General features: G+C 69.1%; 17 protein-coding genes, 1 tRNA gene and 1 riboswitch. Of the genes, 11 read left to right on the forward strand and 7 right to left on the reverse strand.

Annotation, left to right across the window (positions count from 1 at the left end; genetic code table 11):
- Positions 1-153 precede the first annotated feature (153 nt).
- Positions 154-1,404: a PTS transporter subunit EIIC gene (locus AQJ64_RS19105; protein ID WP_055639112.1), complete on the reverse strand. Its 1,251-nt coding sequence runs from the start codon at positions 1,402-1,404 to the stop codon at positions 154-156.
- Positions 1,405-1,542: 138 nt separating this feature from the next.
- On the reverse strand, positions 1,543-2,835 hold the full coding sequence (locus tag AQJ64_RS19110) for a PTS transporter subunit EIIC (RefSeq protein ID WP_059202795.1): 1,293 nt from the start codon (positions 2,833-2,835) through the stop codon (positions 1,543-1,545).
- 127 nt (positions 2,836-2,962) lie between these two features.
- On the opposite strand from AQJ64_RS19110, the gene AQJ64_RS19115 reads away from it, so the two are divergent.
- From AQJ64_RS19115 to rdgB, 4 genes are all read left to right on the forward strand, one after another.
- Positions 2,963-3,196: a PTS sugar transporter subunit IIB gene (locus tag AQJ64_RS19115; protein ID WP_059202796.1), complete on the forward strand. Its 234-nt coding sequence runs from the start codon at positions 2,963-2,965 to the stop codon at positions 3,194-3,196.
- A 70-nt stretch (positions 3,197-3,266) separates the two neighbouring features.
- The gene (gene rph, locus AQJ64_RS19120) at positions 3,267-4,004 is read left to right on the forward strand and encodes a ribonuclease PH (RefSeq protein ID WP_055635901.1); all 738 of its coding nucleotides are present in this window, start codon (positions 3,267-3,269) and stop codon (positions 4,002-4,004) included.
- 96 nt (positions 4,005-4,100) lie between these two features.
- A complete protein-coding gene (locus AQJ64_RS19125; protein ID WP_055635904.1) occupies positions 4,101-4,514 on the forward strand; it encodes a hypothetical protein in 414 nt (137 codons plus the stop codon).
- 34 nt (positions 4,515-4,548) lie between these two features.
- The gene (gene rdgB, locus AQJ64_RS19130; protein WP_055635902.1) at positions 4,549-5,151 is read left to right on the forward strand and encodes an RdgB/HAM1 family non-canonical purine NTP pyrophosphatase; all 603 of its coding nucleotides are present in this window, start codon (positions 4,549-4,551) and stop codon (positions 5,149-5,151) included.
- A gap of 55 nt (positions 5,152-5,206) precedes the next feature.
- Here rdgB and AQJ64_RS19135 read toward each other — a convergent pair.
- The 4 genes from AQJ64_RS19135 to bcp form a co-directional block, all read right to left on the reverse strand.
- Positions 5,207-5,282, reverse strand: a tRNA-Leu gene (locus AQJ64_RS19135).
- Between the two features lie 15 nt (positions 5,283-5,297).
- A complete protein-coding gene (locus AQJ64_RS19140) occupies positions 5,298-5,795 on the reverse strand; it encodes an HNH endonuclease signature motif containing protein (RefSeq protein WP_055635905.1) in 498 nt (165 codons plus the stop codon).
- 4 nt (positions 5,796-5,799) lie between these two features.
- On the reverse strand, positions 5,800-6,453 hold the full coding sequence (locus AQJ64_RS19145; protein WP_059202797.1) for an HNH endonuclease signature motif containing protein: 654 nt from the start codon (positions 6,451-6,453) through the stop codon (positions 5,800-5,802).
- A 134-nt stretch (positions 6,454-6,587) separates the two neighbouring features.
- Positions 6,588-7,055: a thioredoxin-dependent thiol peroxidase gene (gene bcp / locus AQJ64_RS19150; RefSeq protein WP_055636643.1), complete on the reverse strand. Its 468-nt coding sequence runs from the start codon at positions 7,053-7,055 to the stop codon at positions 6,588-6,590.
- Between the two features lie 108 nt (positions 7,056-7,163).
- Between bcp and AQJ64_RS19155 the strand changes: the two genes are divergently transcribed.
- The 3 genes from AQJ64_RS19155 (at position 7,164) to AQJ64_RS19165 (ending at position 8,394) form a co-directional block, all read left to right on the forward strand.
- Positions 7,164-7,493: a DUF3618 domain-containing protein gene (locus AQJ64_RS19155; RefSeq protein ID WP_055636642.1), complete on the forward strand. Its 330-nt coding sequence runs from the start codon at positions 7,164-7,166 to the stop codon at positions 7,491-7,493.
- A 107-nt stretch (positions 7,494-7,600) separates the two neighbouring features.
- Complete coding sequence (locus AQJ64_RS19160) at positions 7,601-7,903, forward strand: GroES family chaperonin (protein ID WP_162252535.1); 303 nt, start codon at positions 7,601-7,603, stop codon at positions 7,901-7,903.
- Between the two features lie 71 nt (positions 7,904-7,974).
- Positions 7,975-8,037, forward strand: a riboswitch (guanidine-III (ykkC-III) riboswitch).
- Between the two features lie 36 nt (positions 8,038-8,073).
- Positions 8,074-8,394, forward strand: coding sequence for a DMT family transporter (locus AQJ64_RS19165; RefSeq protein WP_055636640.1), 321 nt, complete (start codon positions 8,074-8,076; stop codon positions 8,392-8,394).
- Here AQJ64_RS19165 and AQJ64_RS19170 read toward each other — a convergent pair.
- Positions 8,391-10,793, reverse strand: a complete 2,403-nt coding sequence (locus AQJ64_RS19170) for a transglycosylase domain-containing protein (RefSeq protein ID WP_055636639.1) — start codon at positions 10,791-10,793, stop codon at positions 8,391-8,393. The two genes, AQJ64_RS19165 and AQJ64_RS19170, sit on opposite strands and share 4 nt — an antisense overlap.
- A 213-nt stretch (positions 10,794-11,006) precedes the next feature.
- Between AQJ64_RS19170 and AQJ64_RS19175 the strand changes: the two genes are divergently transcribed.
- The 4 genes from AQJ64_RS19175 (at position 11,007) to AQJ64_RS19190 (ending at position 14,405) form a co-directional block, all read left to right on the forward strand.
- On the forward strand, positions 11,007-11,807 hold the full coding sequence (locus AQJ64_RS19175) for an ABC transporter permease (RefSeq protein ID WP_055636638.1): 801 nt from the start codon (positions 11,007-11,009) through the stop codon (positions 11,805-11,807).
- A gap of 64 nt (positions 11,808-11,871) precedes the next feature.
- Positions 11,872-12,648: an ABC transporter permease gene (locus tag AQJ64_RS19180; RefSeq protein WP_055636646.1), complete on the forward strand. Its 777-nt coding sequence runs from the start codon at positions 11,872-11,874 to the stop codon at positions 12,646-12,648.
- 56 nt (positions 12,649-12,704) lie between these two features.
- The gene (locus AQJ64_RS19185; RefSeq protein WP_338060007.1) at positions 12,705-13,688 is read left to right on the forward strand and encodes an ABC transporter ATP-binding protein; all 984 of its coding nucleotides are present in this window, start codon (positions 12,705-12,707) and stop codon (positions 13,686-13,688) included.
- A 9-nt stretch (positions 13,689-13,697) separates the two neighbouring features.
- Positions 13,698-14,405 carry a DUF1707 SHOCT-like domain-containing protein gene (locus tag AQJ64_RS19190; protein WP_059202798.1) on the forward strand — a complete coding sequence of 236 codons (708 nt, stop codon included), beginning with the start codon at positions 13,698-13,700 and terminating at the stop codon, positions 14,403-14,405.
- Positions 14,406-14,423 lie beyond the last annotated feature (18 nt).

Below are 14,423 nucleotides of genomic sequence, written 5' to 3' on the forward strand. Positions count from 1 at the left end.
GCCCGTCAAGGAGCGGCGTCCGTTGCCTGCCGCGGCACTAGACCCCTGCCGACAGCGACGCCGTACGAGGTTCAGGCGCACGGCGTCGAAGAAGGCCCCGGAGCACACTGCTCCGGGGCCTTTCTGCGGGCCTTCTTCCGTGGGGCGACGGCGTTATGCCTTCGTGAGGTCCTCGATCTCCTCCTCGGGCTCCCGGCCCGGGGTGGGAAGGTTGAACCTGGTGATCGCGAAGCGGAACACGAAGTAGTAGATCGCGCCGAACACCAGACCGATCGGGATGATCAGCCAGGGCTTGGTGGCCAGGTTCCAGTTCAGGGCGTAGTCGATGAAGCCCGCCGAGAACGTGAAGCCGGTGTGCACGCCGAGCGCCCAGGTGACCGCCATGGACAGGGCGGTGAGCACCGCGTGGATGGCGTACAGCAGCGGGGCGATGAACATGAACGAGAACTCGATCGGCTCGGTCACACCGGTCACGAACGAGGTCAGCGCGACCGAGATCATCATGCCCAGCACGGCCTTGCGGCGCTCCGGGCGGGCGGTGTGGGCGATGGCGAGCGCGGCGGCCGGCAGGCCGAACATCATGATCGGGAAGAAGCCCGACATGAACTGACCGGCGGTCGGGTCCCCGGCGAAGAAGCGGGTGAGGTCGCCGTGGACGATGTCGCCGGAGGCCTCCTTGAAGTCACCGATCTGGAACCAGGCGACCGAGTTCACGAACTGGTGCATGCCGACCGGGATCAGCGCGCGGTTGATCAGGCCGAACAGGGCGGCGCCGAAGGCACCGAGGCCGGTGATCCACTCGCCGACGTCCGAGATGCCCTCGCCGATCGGCTTCCAGACCAGGCCGAAGAAGACACCCATGAGCGTGCCGACGAACGCCATGATGATCGGCACCAGCCGGCGGCCGTTGAAGAAGCCGAGCCAGTCGACCAGCTTCTTGCGGTGGTACCGCTGCCACAGCACCGCCGAGAGCAGACCCATCAGGATGCCGCCGAGGACACCGGGGTTGTTGTAGGTCGCGGCTATGTCGGCGCCCGCCTGGACCTTCGCCTCGGTGACCGGGAACGCCTTCAGCACATTGCTGTAGACCAGGAAGCCCACCAGCGCGGCGAGGGCGGTCGAGCCGTCGGCCTTCTTGGCGAAACCGATGGCGACGCCGATGCAGAACAGCATCGGCAGATTGTCGAAGATGGCGCCGCCGGCCGTGCCGAACACCGCCGTGACCTTGTCGGGCAGGTGGAGCTTTTCTTGCACGTCGGCCTGGCCGAGGCGGAGCAGGATACCCGCCGCCGGGAGGACGGCGATGGGGAGCTGAAGGCTGCGGCCGACCTTCTGCAGGCCCTGGAGCAGGCCGGATCCCCGCTTCTTGGCGGGGGCCGCCGATGGCGCGGTGGCGGTGGTCATGGTTCCTCCATCTGGGTGATGGTCTACACCACTCAGTGGTGTAGACCATGTTGTAGCAGATGAGGAACGCATAAGGAACCCGCCAGTTCCGGTGACGATCCGGCTACTTTGGGCTATGGCTTTGAGTCACGCCGTCAACTACGCCTTCGTGACGTCCTCGTGGTCCTCCTCCCGCTCCCGGCCCGGTGTCCTCAGGTCGAAGCGGGTGATGGCGAAACGGAAGATCACGTAGTAGACCGCCGCGAAACACAGACCGATCGGGACGATCGCCCACGGCTTCGTCGCCAGATTCCAGTTGATGACGTAGTCGATCAGCCCGGCCGAGAAGCTGAACCCGTCGTGCACCCCGAGCCCCCAGGTCACCGCCATCGACGCCCCCGTCAGCAGCGCGTGCACCGCGTACAGCAACGGCGCCACGAACAGGAACGAGTACTCGATCGGCTCCGTGATCCCCGTGACGAACGAGGTCAGCGCGACCGACAGCATCAGCCCGCCGACCTCCTTGCGACGGTCCGGCCGCGCGCAGTGCGTCATCGCCAGCGCCGCCGCCGGCAGCGCGAACATCATGATCGGGAAGAAGCCCGAGGTGAACTGCCCGGCATCCGGATCCCCCGCCAGGAACATGTTGATGTCCCCGTGCACCACCGTCCCGTCCGGCGTGGTGTAACTGCCGAACTGGAACCAGATGGGCACGTTCAGGAACTGGTGCAGTCCGATCACCAGCAGCGCCCGGTTCGCGATCCCGAACACCCCCGCACCCCATGAACCCAGCCCGTCCAGCCAGTCGCTGAAACTCTCCAGGGCGTCACCGACCGGCGGCCACACCCACAGGCACAGCGCCGCGAAACCGATCGCCACGAACGACATGACGATCGGTACCAGCCGCCGCCCGTTGAAGAACCCCAGCCAGTCCACCAGCTTCGTCCGGTGGTAGCGCTGCCAGAAGAACGCCGTCAGCAGCCCCATCACGATCCCGCCGAACACCCCCGGATTCTCGTACGTGAACGCCACGACGGTCTGGTCCACGGTCGCCTGGCAGCCGATCCCGGCGATCGCCTTCGACCCGCTCGGACAGTCCTCCGGGAACTGCCGCAGCACGTTGTAGTAGACGAGGAACCCCGCCACCCCCGCCAGCGCCGTCGACCCGTCCGCCTTCCTCGCCATCCCGATCGCGACACCCACACAGAACAGCAGCGGCAGCCCCAGCTCCGGGTTGAGCAGCGCCCCGCCCGCCCCCGCCATCACCTTCGAGACGTCCGTCCACCCCAGCCCGTCGTCCCCGAACACGTCCGGCTGCCCCAGCCGGGTGAGGATCCCCGCCGCCGGCAGTACCGCGATCGGCAACTGCAGACTCCGCCCCATCTTCTGCAGCCCCTGGAACGCGCGCCGCCGACGCGCCCGGGCGGCGCTCACCTCACTGCCGGAACTCATGGGTTGGCGACCGCCTGTCCTGTGGTGTAGACCAGTTACCGACGATTGGGTTGCTGTGACGTCAGCTTTCGGTACGCACGACACAATCGCTCGCGAAGCTGGGCCAACTGTGCGTGAGGAGACCGACATGGCCACCAAGGCAGAGAAGATCGTCGCCGGACTCGGCGGCATCGACAACATCGAGGAGATCGAGGGCTGCATCACCCGCCTGCGGACCGAGGTCTCCGACCCCGCCCTCGTCGACGACGCCGCCCTCAAGGCCGCCGGCGCCCACGGCGTCGTCAGGATGGGCACCGCCATCCAGGTCGTCATCGGCACCGACGCCGACCCGATCGCCGCGGAGATCGAAGACATGATGTGAGCCGTCCCGGGAAGGGGCCTCCCCTCTGTGCGGGACAGCCCCTTCCCCGGCTACGGCTAGGCTCGGCGCCATGTCACGCATCGACGGCCGCACCCCCGAACAGCTCCGCCCCGTCACCATCGAACGCGGCTGGAGCAAGCACGCAGAAGGCTCCGTCCTCATCTCCTTCGGCGACACCAAGGTCTTCTGCACCGCCTCCGTCACCGAAGGCGTCCCCCGCTGGCGCAAGGGCAGCGGCGAGGGCTGGGTCACCGCCGAATACTCCATGCTTCCCCGCGCCACCAACACCCGCGGCGACCGTGAGTCGGTCCGCGGCAAGATCGGCGGCCGCACCCACGAGATCTCCCGCCTCATCGGCCGTTCCCTGCGCGCCGTCATCGACTACAAGGCGCTCGGCGAGAACACCATCGTCCTCGACTGCGACGTCCTCCAGGCCGACGGCGGCACCCGCACCGCCGCCATCACCGGCGCCTACGTCGCCCTCGCCGACGCCGTCGCCTGGGCCCAGGGCAGGAAGCTGATCCGGGCCGGCCGCCAGCCCCTGACCGGCACGGTCTCCGCCGTCTCCGTCGGCATCGTCGGCGGCGTCCCCCTCCTCGACCTCCGCTACGAGGAGGACGTCAAGGCCGAGACCGACATGAACGTCGTCTGCACCGGCGACGGCCGCTTCGTCGAGGTCCAGGGCACCGCCGAGGCCGAACCGTTCGCCCGCGACGAGCTCAACTCCCTGCTGGACCTGGCCGTTTCCGGCTGCACGGAACTCGCGCGCATCCAGCGCGCGGCACTTGATACGGTCCTCGGAAAGTAAAAGGCAGACCAAGAGGGGTGCTGCTCGGGGGCAACCCCGCAGCGCCCCCTGGCGTCTTCGGCATTACCACCAACGGGGAGGAACACAGAAATGGCCATGTCCGCGAGCCGCCGACACCGGGGCCGAGGCCGCCGTACCGCCATCGCCGCGAGTGCCGCGGCCGTCGCCCTCACCCTGGGCTTCACGGTGACCGGCTGCGACGCCGTCAACAAGGCCCTGGACTGCGTCCAGACCGCCGACGCCATCGCCGACAGCGTCACCGACCTCCAGCAGGCCGTGGAGAACGCCTCGAACGACCCGACCCAGATCGACTCCTCGCTCACCTCCATCGAGAACGACCTCGACCAGATCGGCGACAAGACGGACAACACCGACGTCAACAAGGCGGTCGACGACCTGAGCACGGCCGTGAAGAACGTCCGTACGGCGGTGGACAACGGCGACGCCACCCCCGACCTCAGCCCGGTCACCGACGCGGCGGGCGAACTGACCAAGGTCTGCACACCGTGACGGACGAGGGACGCCGGTCGGGATACTGGGGGGCATGACCCGCCTGATCCTCGCCACCCGCAACGCCGGAAAGATCACCGAACTCAGGTCGATCCTCGCCGACGCAGGTCTGCCGCACGACCTCGTCGGCGCGGACGCCTACCCGGAGATCCCCGACGTCAAGGAAACCGGAGTGACGTTCGCCGAGAACGCCCTCCTCAAGGCCCATGCCCTCGCCCGGGCCACCGGCCTCCCGGCCGTCGCCGACGACTCCGGCCTCTGCGTGGACGTCCTGAACGGCGCCCCGGGCATCTTCTCCGCCCGCTGGTCCGGCGCCCACGGCGACGACCGGGCCAACCTGGAGCTGCTGCTCGCCCAGCTCTCCGACATCGCGGACGAACACCGGGGCGCCCACTTCGCCTGCGCGGCGGCGCTCGCGCTGCCGGACGGCACGGAGAGGGTGGTCGAGGGCCGCCTGAGGGGCGTACTGCGCCACACCCCCACCGGCACGAACGGCTTCGGCTACGACCCGATCCTCCAGCCGGACGGCGAGTCGCGCACCTGCGCGGAGCTGTCGGCGGCGGAGAAGAACGCGATCAGCCACCGGGGGAAGGCGTTCCGGGGGCTGGTGCCGGTGGTTCGGGAACTGCTGGGCTGACTTAAGGATCAAGCCCCGCACCTTTGAACCGAAGGTGCGGGGCTTGCTTTTCCTGTGGGCCCGGTGGGACTCGAACCCACGACACACCGGACCTAAACCGGCGCCCTCTTGGCCAGCTGGGGTACGGGCCCGCAGCGCTGCCTACTCTACTGGGCGCTGCGGGCCGTTTGCTGTCGCCTGCCTCCTCGGCACCAGGTGCTTGTGACCGCATGGCAGTTGGGGCACAACAACCGCAGGTTCTCCCGCCGGTCGTCGCTCCAGTCCCCGTTGATGTGGTCGACCTCCAGGGTCATGGGCTTGCCGAGCCACTCGGGGCCGACGCCGCAGTCGGCGCATGCCTCGGGTACGCCGACCTCACACAGTGCACGGCGCAGCAATCGCGTTTTCGTACGGCGTTTGCCGTCGTGCTGGACCAGAATTTCCTCGGAGTGCTTGGCAGGGACGGGGCCCTGCTTGCCCCGCCGATGGGCCTGCCCCAAAAAGTGCGCCGTCGTCAATTGCTCCTCGGCGATCCACTCGCGCAACTTCTGCCGCTGGGCGACGTTGCTGGGGCGGCTTAGGCGACGCAACACTTCTGAGAGTGAAACCGACTCGGCCACGGCGGTCTGCAACTCGTCGGGGGTGGGCCGGGTACCCTGCACCACTTGCTCACTGGGCCCTGCCTTGCTGGCGCCCCTTGCCGCGGCCCCGGTCATTGTCCGTCGTCGAGTGACAGTTGGGGCACAGGAACCGCAGGTTCTCGATGCGGTTGTCGCGCCAGTTGCCATCGACGTGGTCGACCTCCAGTGGTAGCGGATGTCCTCGCCAGACGTTTCCGATCCCGCAGAGGCCGCACTGCTCAGACATGCCCGAGGCCGTCATGGCCCACCTCAGGCGGTCGCTCGGAACGCGTCTGGCCTGCCCGTCCGGCTGCTGGACGAGAAGTGCCTCGGGTGTCCGGGGCCTCCACGGTTTGCCGCGCCGCGTCTGTCCCTGGAAGTGCGACGTGTCGATCCCGTACGCCTTGATCCGGCGGCTGATGTGCATGTGGTGACCGCCGACCACCTCCAGCTCGAGATGCCGCAGTACCTCGCACATGTTCGTCGACGCCGCCACCGCCGACTCGAGGATCTCCCTCGTCCACTTCACCCCCTCCCGTTCGAAGTGGGAGATGTCCACCCCCAGCCGCTTCATCCGCCCCCGGAGGCAGCCCCGCATCGAGCTCCCCGGCTCCACCCCCAGCCGCTCCAGCGCCTCCGACAGCGTCCGAGCCCCCCGAGCCGCCTCCTCCAGCCGCTCCCTGCCGTACGCACTCGCGCCCATCGAATCCCCCTCCGTCTCCGACCATCCGTTCGTGGTCTCGCACGGAGTAACGAACCGCTTATCGGACAGTCACGCCCGAAACGTAAAGCGGCCTGGGCCGGGGTCATCCCGGCGCAGGCCGCCGAAGCGGGGTCTCAGATCCCCAAGTCCTTGATGATCTTGGCCACGTGGCCCGTCGCGCGGACGTTGTAGAAGGCGTGCGCGACCTTGCCCTCTTCGTCCACCACGACGGTGGAGCGAATGACGCCCATGTACGTCTTGCCGTAGTTCTTCTTCTCGCCGAAGGCCCCGTACGCGTCGAGGGCGGCCTTTTCGGGGTCGGCCAGGAGGGTGACCTTCAGGGACTCCTTCTCGCGGAACCTGCCGAGCTTCTCGGGGCTGTCCGGGGAGATGCCGATGACGTCGTAGCCGGCGTCGGCCAGGAGGTCGAGGTTGTCGGTGAAGTCGCAGGCCTGCTTGGTGCAGCCGGGGGTCAGGGCCGCCGGGTAGAAGTACACGATGACCTTGCGGCCCTTGTGGTCCGACAGGGACACCTCGTTGCCGTCGGCGTCGGGGAGGGTGAAGGCGGGGGCCACGTCGCCGGGCTGGAGTCGCTCGCTCATCGGTCCAGCGTAACCGGGGGTCCTGACAGTGCGGTCGCGGGCAGAGCTGACAGACTGTCCAGAACAGGTATCGGCAACAACGTATCGGCTGACTTCGGAGGCCTCACCGTGGCGGACACGTCGGACACCAGAACCCCGGCGCAGATCGAGGCGGACATCAGGGCCCGCCGTGCGAAGCTGGCCGAGACACTGGACGAGATCGGGGTGCGGGTGCACCCGAAGACCATCGTCGGAGACGCCAAGGCCAAGGTCGTCGCCAACGTGGACCACACCCTCGGCAAGGCCTACGTCCAGGTCAACCGGGTCGTGACGGACGTCAGGGCGCAGTTCGTGGACGAGGACGGCGCACCGCGTCTGGAGCGGGTCGTGCCGGTGGCGCTCGTCGCGGTGGGCGTGGTCGGGCTGCTCGTCCTGAGCGGTCGGCGACGTAAGGCGTGAGGAGCCACCCGGTAGCCCTCCCGTACGGCGAAGGCAGGTAGGTTCGAGGCGTGAGCGGTAACAGAAGCGACCACAGCGGTCCGCAGCACGACAAGCTTCCCATCCGGATGCTCCACGACCGGGTCCTCGTACGGCAGGACACCAGCGAGGGCGAGCGGCGTTCCGGCGGCGGGATCCTGATCCCCGCGACGGCGGCGGTGGGCCGGCGTCTGGCGTGGGCGGAGGTCGTCGCGGTGGGGCAGAACGTACGGACCGTGGAGCCGGGCGACCGGGTCCTGTACGACCCGGAGGACCGGGCCGAGGTCGAGGTGCGGGGCGTGGCCTATGTGCTGATGCGCGAGCGCGACCTGCACGCGGTGGCCGCGGACCGGTTCGAGGGCTCGGAGGACACGACCGGCCTGTACCTCTGAGTCAGTCACCTCTGAATCAGTAGCCGAAAGGGGCTGGTGACCATCGTCACCGGCCCCTTTTGCCGTTCCTTTGCTAGCTTTGAAGGCGCCCGACGAGACGCGCCGTACCGGGATGGACGCAAAGACGACGCACCCGTGAAGACAGAACGCTCGCGTCTCGGAGGTGCCCCATGGCCTGGGTCCTGCTCGTCCTCGCCGGTCTGCTCGAAGTCGGCTGGTCGATCGGTATGAAGTACACCGACGGTTTCACCCGGCTCGTGCCCAGTGTGCTCACCGGCGCCGGGATCGTCACCAGCATGCTGCTGCTGTCGTACGCCGCCCGTTCCCTGCCCATCGGTACCGCCTACGGCGTCTGGGTGGGGATCGGGGCGGCCGGTGCGGCGGTGCTCGGAATGGCGGTGCTGGGGGAGCCCGTCACCGCCGCCCGGATCTTCTTCGTCGCCCTGCTGCTGGTCGCCGTGATCGGTCTCAAGGCGACCAGCGGGCACTAGTCCAGTTCCCTGCGGGTCGTGAGCTGCGTCCCCGTCCCCGTCGTCGTGCCCTGTGAGCCGCCCGGGGTGCCGGTGTCGCCGGTGCCGGTGGTGGTGCCCGCGTCGCCGGTGCCGGTGGTGGTGCCCGCGTCGCCGGTGCCGGTGGTGGTGCCGGCGTCGGTGGTGCCGCCGTCGGTGGTGCCGGTGGAGGTGCTCCCGTCGGTGGTGCCGCCGGAGCCGTCCGTGCCGGAGGTGGCCGAGCCGCCGTCCGTGGTGCCGCCGCTGGTCTGGCCCTGGGTCTGGCCCTGCGTCTGGCCCTGGGTGTCCTGCCCGCCGGGGGTGGCGTCGTCGCCGGTGGTGGCGCTCGGGGAGGACGGGCTGGAGGGGATGCCGGTGTCCGCGGAGCCGGCCTGGAGGTCGAGGTCGAAGTCGTGGGCCGTGGTGCCCTTCAGGGCCTCCTTGGTGAACTGCGCCCAGATCTCGGTGGGCGCGCCGCCGCCGTTGATGCGGGCCAGTCCCATGGCGCCCTTGAGGGACTTGTGGGCGGCGGTCTCGGGGTCCTGGCCCATCACGGCGACGACGGTGGCGAGATCGGGGGTGTACCCGGCGAACCAGGCGGCCTGGTCCTCCTCGGCGGTGCCGGTCTTGCCGGCGGCGGGGCGGCCGGCGGCGAGGGCGGCGGTGGCGGTGCCCTGGTTGACCACGCTCCGCAGGACGGAGGTGGTGGTGTCGGCGGCCTCGCGGCTGACGGCCTGGGTGGTCTTGCGCTTCGGCAGCTCGACCGTCCGGCCGTCCTTGGTGACCTTCTCGATGATCGTGTACGTGCCGTGCTTGCCGTGGTTGGCGAGCGTGGCGTACGCCTCGGCCATGTCGAGGACGCTCGCGGTGGCGGTGCCGAGCGCGATGGACGGGTACGGCTGGAGGTCGGGGGTGTCGGTGGGCAGGCCCAGGGCGATCGCGGTCTGCTTGACCTTGGAGGGGCCGACGTCGACGGCCATCTGCGCGTACACCGAGTTCACGGACTTGTCGGTGGCCTGGCGCACGGTGATGTTGCCGTAGTTGACGTAGTCCTCGTTCTCGGGGGCGTAGCTGCCGCCGCTCCAGCCCTGGACGGGGCGCCTGTTGGTGCCGTCGTAGACCGTGTTCGGGGTGATGGTGCGGCCGTCCTGGGTGGTGGAGTCGTTCTCGACGGCGGAGGTGAACACGAACGGCTTGAAGGTGGAGCCGACCTGGAAGTCCTGGCGGGTGGCGTTGTTGGTGTACTGCTTGATGTAGTCGATGCCGCCGTACATGGCGAGGATCTTGCCGGTCCTGGGGTCGACGGCGGCGCCGCCCGCGCGGACGTAGGTGTCGACCTTGCGGTTCTTCTTGTCGAGCTTGTCCATCAACTTGTCGTTGACGGCCTCGACGAAGGCGTTCTGCTTCTTCTTCTGGATGGTGGTGGTGATCTGGTAGCCGCCCGCGTCGAGCTGCTCCTGGGTGACGATCTTGTTGTCGAGGAGGTAGTCCTTGATGGCGTTGACGAGGTAGCCGCGCTGTCCGGACATACCGGTGGCGGCGCCCGAGGTCTCCTTCGGCGTGGGGAACTTCATGCCCTCGCGCTTGGACTCGTCGAGCCAGCCCTTCTTGACCATGCCGTCGAGGACGTAGTTCCAGCGGGCCTGGGCGGCCTTCTTGTTCTCCGGGTGCGCGATCACGTCGTACTCGCTGGGCGCGTTGACCAGCGCGGCGAGGTACGCGCCCTGTTCGGCGGTCAGCTCGGCGGCGTCGATGCCGTAGTAGGCCTTGGCGGCGGCCTGGATGCCGTACGCGTTGCGGCCGAAGTAGCTGGTGTTGAGGTAGCCCTCGAGGATCTCGTCCTTGGACTTCTCGCGGTCCAGCTTGATCGCGATGAAGAACTCCTTCACCTTGCGCTTGGCGGTCTGCTCCTGCGCGAGGTAGTAGTTCTTGACGTACTGCTGGGTGATCGTGGAGCCGGACTGCTTGCCCTTGCCGGTGACGGTGTTCCAGCCGGCCCGCAGCATGGCCTTGGGGTCGACCGCGGACTCGGTGTAGAAGTCGCGGTCCTCCGCGGCGAGGATCGCGTACCGGGCGTCCTTGGAGATCTGTGAGAGGTCGACGTTCTCGCGGTTGATCTCACCGTCGCGGGCGATCTCGCTGCCGTCCGCGTAGAGGTAGACGTTGGACTGCTTGGTGGCGAGCGCGTTGGCCGGGGGGATCTTGACCGTGGAGTAGCCCAGGTAGAACAGGCCGATGAGGAGGAGCACGCCCAGGACGAAGGTGGTGAGCACCATCCGCCAGGTGGGGATCAGCCGCCGCCAACCGGTGCGCTTGGGGCGCTTGGACATCTTGGCCTCCCCCGGTTGTTCACTCGGTGCCCAGCCCTCGGTCGGCTGCTGCGGCTGCGGCTCGTCGCTCATGTGCTGCTCGGACTCCTGTTTCGCGTCGTACGTTCCCGTACGCCTCGTACGCCATCTGTGCCCCCTGTTGGAGACTCTCGCACCAAGCGTTCCGTTCCCGGCAATCGGCACGCGTTGTGCCGGAAAACGCGTGGCACGTCACTGTGCCTGCGGGCTAGGCTCCTGCGCTTCGGTGTCGTAGAGGTGGACGAGCGGGCGAGGAGGAAGGTTGCCGTGGGTTCGGCGCGGTTGTACGCGGCCGTCGCAGCGGGGGGTTTCAGAAGGTACGCGACCTATCGGGCGGCCACTGCCGCGGGGGTGTTCACCAACACGGTTTTCGGCCTGATCCTCGTCTACACATACCTGGCGTTGTGGGACGAGCGGCCGCACCTCGGGGGCTATGACCAGGCCCAGGCGGTGACGTTCGTGTGGCTGGGGCAGGCGTTGTACGCGACGCTGGCGATCCAGGGCGGCGGCTTCGAGATCGATCTCATGGAGCGTATCCGTACGGGTGACATCGCGATCGACCTCTACCGTCCGGCGGATCTTCAGGCGTGGTGGCTGGCGAACGACATGGGGCGGGCGGTGTTCCAGTTGCTGGGGCGCGGTGTGATCCCTTTCGCGTTCGGGGTGTTGTGCTTCCCGACCGCTCTTCCGGGTGATCCGGGGACCTGGCTGGCCTTTCTGGTCACGCTGGTGCTCGCGATGATCGTCAGTTTCGCGATCCGGTTCCTGGTGGCGCTGAGCGGGTTCTGGCTGATGGACGGCACGGGCGCGTTGCAGGTGCTGATGGTCACGGGGATCTTCTGCTCGGGGATGACGCTGCCGCTGAACGCGTTCCCGGGGGCGCTGGGCGAGGCCGTACGGGCGCTGCCGTGGGCGGCGCAGCTGCAGATGCCCGCCGATGTGCTGATGGGGGAGGCGGATCCGCTGCCGGTGTTCGTCTTCCAGGCGGCGTGGGCGGTGGCACTGCTGACGGCGGGGCGGCTGGTGCAGTCGGCGGCGACGCGGCGGGTGGTGGTGCAGGGTGGCTGAGGACCTCCGGTTCGCCGAACCGGGCCGGCCCGCCGTCGTCCTGGAGGGGCTGCGGACCTATCGGATGATCGCCGGGATGTGGATCCGTTCCACGATGGCCTACCGGGCGTCGTTCGTGATGACGGCGCTCGGCGGGGCGCTGGTGACCGGTCTGGACTTTGTCGCGATCTTGCTGATGTTCTCCCGGGTGGACAGCCTCGGCGGCTACGCGCTGCCCGAGGTCGCCCTGCTGTACGGGCTGTCGGCCACGTCCTTCGGGATCGCTGACCTGGCGATGGGTTCGGCGGGCCGGCTGGGCACGCGCGTGCGGGACGGCACGCTGGACACGCTGCTGGTGCGGCCGGCGCCGGTGCTGGCGCAGGTCGCCGCGGACCGGTTCGCGCTGCGCCGGCTGGGCCGGATCACCCAGGGGGCCGTCGTCCTCGGGTACGCCCTTCTCGCCCTGGACGTGCACTGGACGGCGGCGAAGGTGCTGCTGCTGCCGGTGACGGTGGTGTGCGGCGGGGTGATCTTCTCCGCGGTGTTCGTGGCGGGCGCGTCGTTCCAGTTCGTGGCGCAGGACGCCGCCGAGGTGCAGAGCGCGTTCACGTACGGCGGTCAGACGCTGTTGCAGTATCCGCCGACGGTGTTCGGCAAGGAGCTGGTGCGCGGGGTGACGTTCATGTTCCCGCTGGCCTTCGTCAACTGGGTGCCCGCCGCCTATGTGCTGGACCGGCCGTATCCGCTGGGGCTGCCGCAGTGGGCGGCGTTCGCCCCGCCGCTGGTGGCGGTGGGGTGCTGGGTGCTGGCCGGGCTGGCGTGGCGGGCGGGACTCAGGTCGTATCGGAGCACGGGGAGTTGACGGTGGACAGGGAGTCGGTGGTGGACAGGGAGTCGGTGGTGGACAGGGAGTCTTCGGTGGACGCTTTCATCGAACTGGACCGCGTGGAGAAGGTCTTCGACGTGCGGAAGAAGACCGGCTTCCTGAAGCGGGAGGTGCGGCGGGTGCGGGCGGTCGACGCGATCTCGTTCACCGTGGCGCGCGGGGAGATGGTCGGCTACATCGGGCCGAACGGCGCGGGGAAGTCGACGACGATCAAGATGCTGACCGGCATCCTGGTGCCGAGCGGCGGCCGGCTGCGGGTGGCGGGCATCGATCCGTCGCGGGAGCGGACCCGGCTGGCGCACCGCATCGGGGTGGTGTTCGGTCAGCGGACGACGCTCTGGTGGGACCTCCCGCTCATCGACTCCTACCGGCTGATGCACCGCATGTACCGCATCCCGGACGCCCGGTACCGCGAGAACCTCGACCGTCTGGTCGAACTCCTGGAGCTGGAGGCCCTGTTGGACGTCCCCGTGCGTCAGCTCTCGCTCGGCCAGCGGATGCGCGGCGACATCGCGGCGGCCCTGCTGCACGACCCCGACGTGCTCTATCTGGACGAGCCGACGATCGGTCTGGACGTCGTCTCCAAGGCGCGGGTGCGGGAGTTCCTGCGGGAGCTGAACGCCGAGCGCGGCACGACGGTCCTGCTCACCACCCACGATCTCCAGGACATCGAGCAGTTGTGCTCGCGGGTCATGGTCATCGACCACGGGCGTCTGGTCTACGACGGGGGGCTCGCCGGGCTGCACCAGGCGGGGGAGAGCGAGCGGACCCTGGTGGTGGACCTGGAGCGGGAGCTGCCGCCGATCGGGGTGGCCGGCGCGCAGGTGGTGAAGGTGGAGGGGCCCCGGCAGTGGCTGGCGTTCCCGGCGTCGGCGTCGGCGGCCCCGCTGGTGGCGCGGATCGCGGCGGAGTATCCGCTGGTGGACCTGTCGGTGCGCGAGCCCGACATCGAGGCCGTCATCGCACGGATGTATGTCGAACGGGAGACCGTAGTGCCGGGTGCCCAGAGCTCGTAGGCTGCTGGCATGACCGACGACGCCGCAGTCCCGGACCTGAGAGCATCCGACGCCGACCGTGAACGGGTCGCCGAGGTCCTGCGGGACGCCCTGGCCGAGGGACGCCTCGACATGGCGGAGTTCGAGGAGCGGCTGGAACAGACGTACCGGGCGCGGACGTACGGCGAGTTGGCGCCGATCACCCGGGACCTGCCGGCCGCCGGGGTCGTGCCCGCCGTCTCCCTGCGCAAGGAGCCGGTGGCGGAGGGAGGCTGGACCGGGCGGACGGTGGACGGCGAGGGTTCGTCGAGCTGGGCCGTCGCGGTGCTGTCGGGGTTCCAGCGCAAGGGGCGCTGGACCGTGCCCCGGCGGTTCACCGCGGTCGCCTTCTGGGGCGGCGGGGAGATCGATCTGCGCGAGGCGGACTTCGCGGCCGGTGAGGTCGAGATCACCTGTGTGGCGATCATGGGCGGGATCCAGATCGTGGTGCCGCCCGGGGTGGAGGTCGTGGTCCGGGGCATCGGGATCATGGGGGGCTTCGACCAGCGGGAGACGGGGGTGCCGGGGGAACCGGGGGCGCCCCGGGTGATCGTGAGCGGGTTCGCGTTCTGGGGCGGCGTGGGGGTGGAGCGGAAGCTGAGCCGGGCGGCGCGCCGGCAGGCGAAGCTGGAGCGGAGGGCCGCGCGGGCGGAGCTGCGCGAGGGCCGCCGGGACCGGCACCGGCACCTGGGTCACTGAGCCCCGGAGGCACGACGG

This window comes from Streptomyces griseoruber (genome assembly GCF_001514205.1).
Lineage (GTDB): Bacteria > Actinomycetota > Actinomycetes > Streptomycetales > Streptomycetaceae > Streptomyces > Streptomyces griseoruber.

Bases quoted from the DNA above. Each gene is read 5' to 3' on its own strand.
- AQJ64_RS19125 (WP_055635904.1), top strand. From the start codon at position 4,101: ATGTCCGCGAGCCGCCGACACCGGGGCCGAGGCCGCCGTACCGCCATC.
- AQJ64_RS19105 (WP_055639112.1), bottom strand. From the start codon at position 1,404: ATGACCACCGCCACCGCGCCATCGGCGGCCCCCGCCAAGAAGCGGGGA.
- AQJ64_RS19145 (WP_059202797.1), bottom strand. From the start codon at position 6,453: ATGGGCGCGAGTGCGTACGGCAGGGAGCGGCTGGAGGAGGCGGCTCGG.
- rph (WP_055635901.1), top strand. From the start codon at position 3,267: ATGTCACGCATCGACGGCCGCACCCCCGAACAGCTCCGCCCCGTCACC.
- AQJ64_RS19170 (WP_055636639.1), bottom strand. From the start codon at position 10,793: ATGAGCGACGAGCCGCAGCCGCAGCAGCCGACCGAGGGCTGGGCACCG.
- AQJ64_RS19190 (WP_059202798.1), top strand. From the start codon at position 13,698: ATGACCGACGACGCCGCAGTCCCGGACCTGAGAGCATCCGACGCCGAC.
- AQJ64_RS19180 (WP_055636646.1), top strand. From the start codon at position 11,872: ATGATCGCCGGGATGTGGATCCGTTCCACGATGGCCTACCGGGCGTCG.
- bcp (WP_055636643.1), bottom strand. From the start codon at position 7,055: ATGAGCGAGCGACTCCAGCCCGGCGACGTGGCCCCCGCCTTCACCCTC.
- rdgB (WP_055635902.1), top strand. From the start codon at position 4,549: ATGACCCGCCTGATCCTCGCCACCCGCAACGCCGGAAAGATCACCGAA.
- AQJ64_RS19110 (WP_059202795.1), bottom strand. From the start codon at position 2,835: ATGAGTTCCGGCAGTGAGGTGAGCGCCGCCCGGGCGCGTCGGCGGCGC.
- AQJ64_RS19165 (WP_055636640.1), top strand. From the start codon at position 8,074: ATGGCCTGGGTCCTGCTCGTCCTCGCCGGTCTGCTCGAAGTCGGCTGG.
- AQJ64_RS19160 (WP_162252535.1), top strand. From the start codon at position 7,601: ATGCTCCACGACCGGGTCCTCGTACGGCAGGACACCAGCGAGGGCGAG.
- AQJ64_RS19115 (WP_059202796.1), top strand. From the start codon at position 2,963: ATGGCCACCAAGGCAGAGAAGATCGTCGCCGGACTCGGCGGCATCGAC.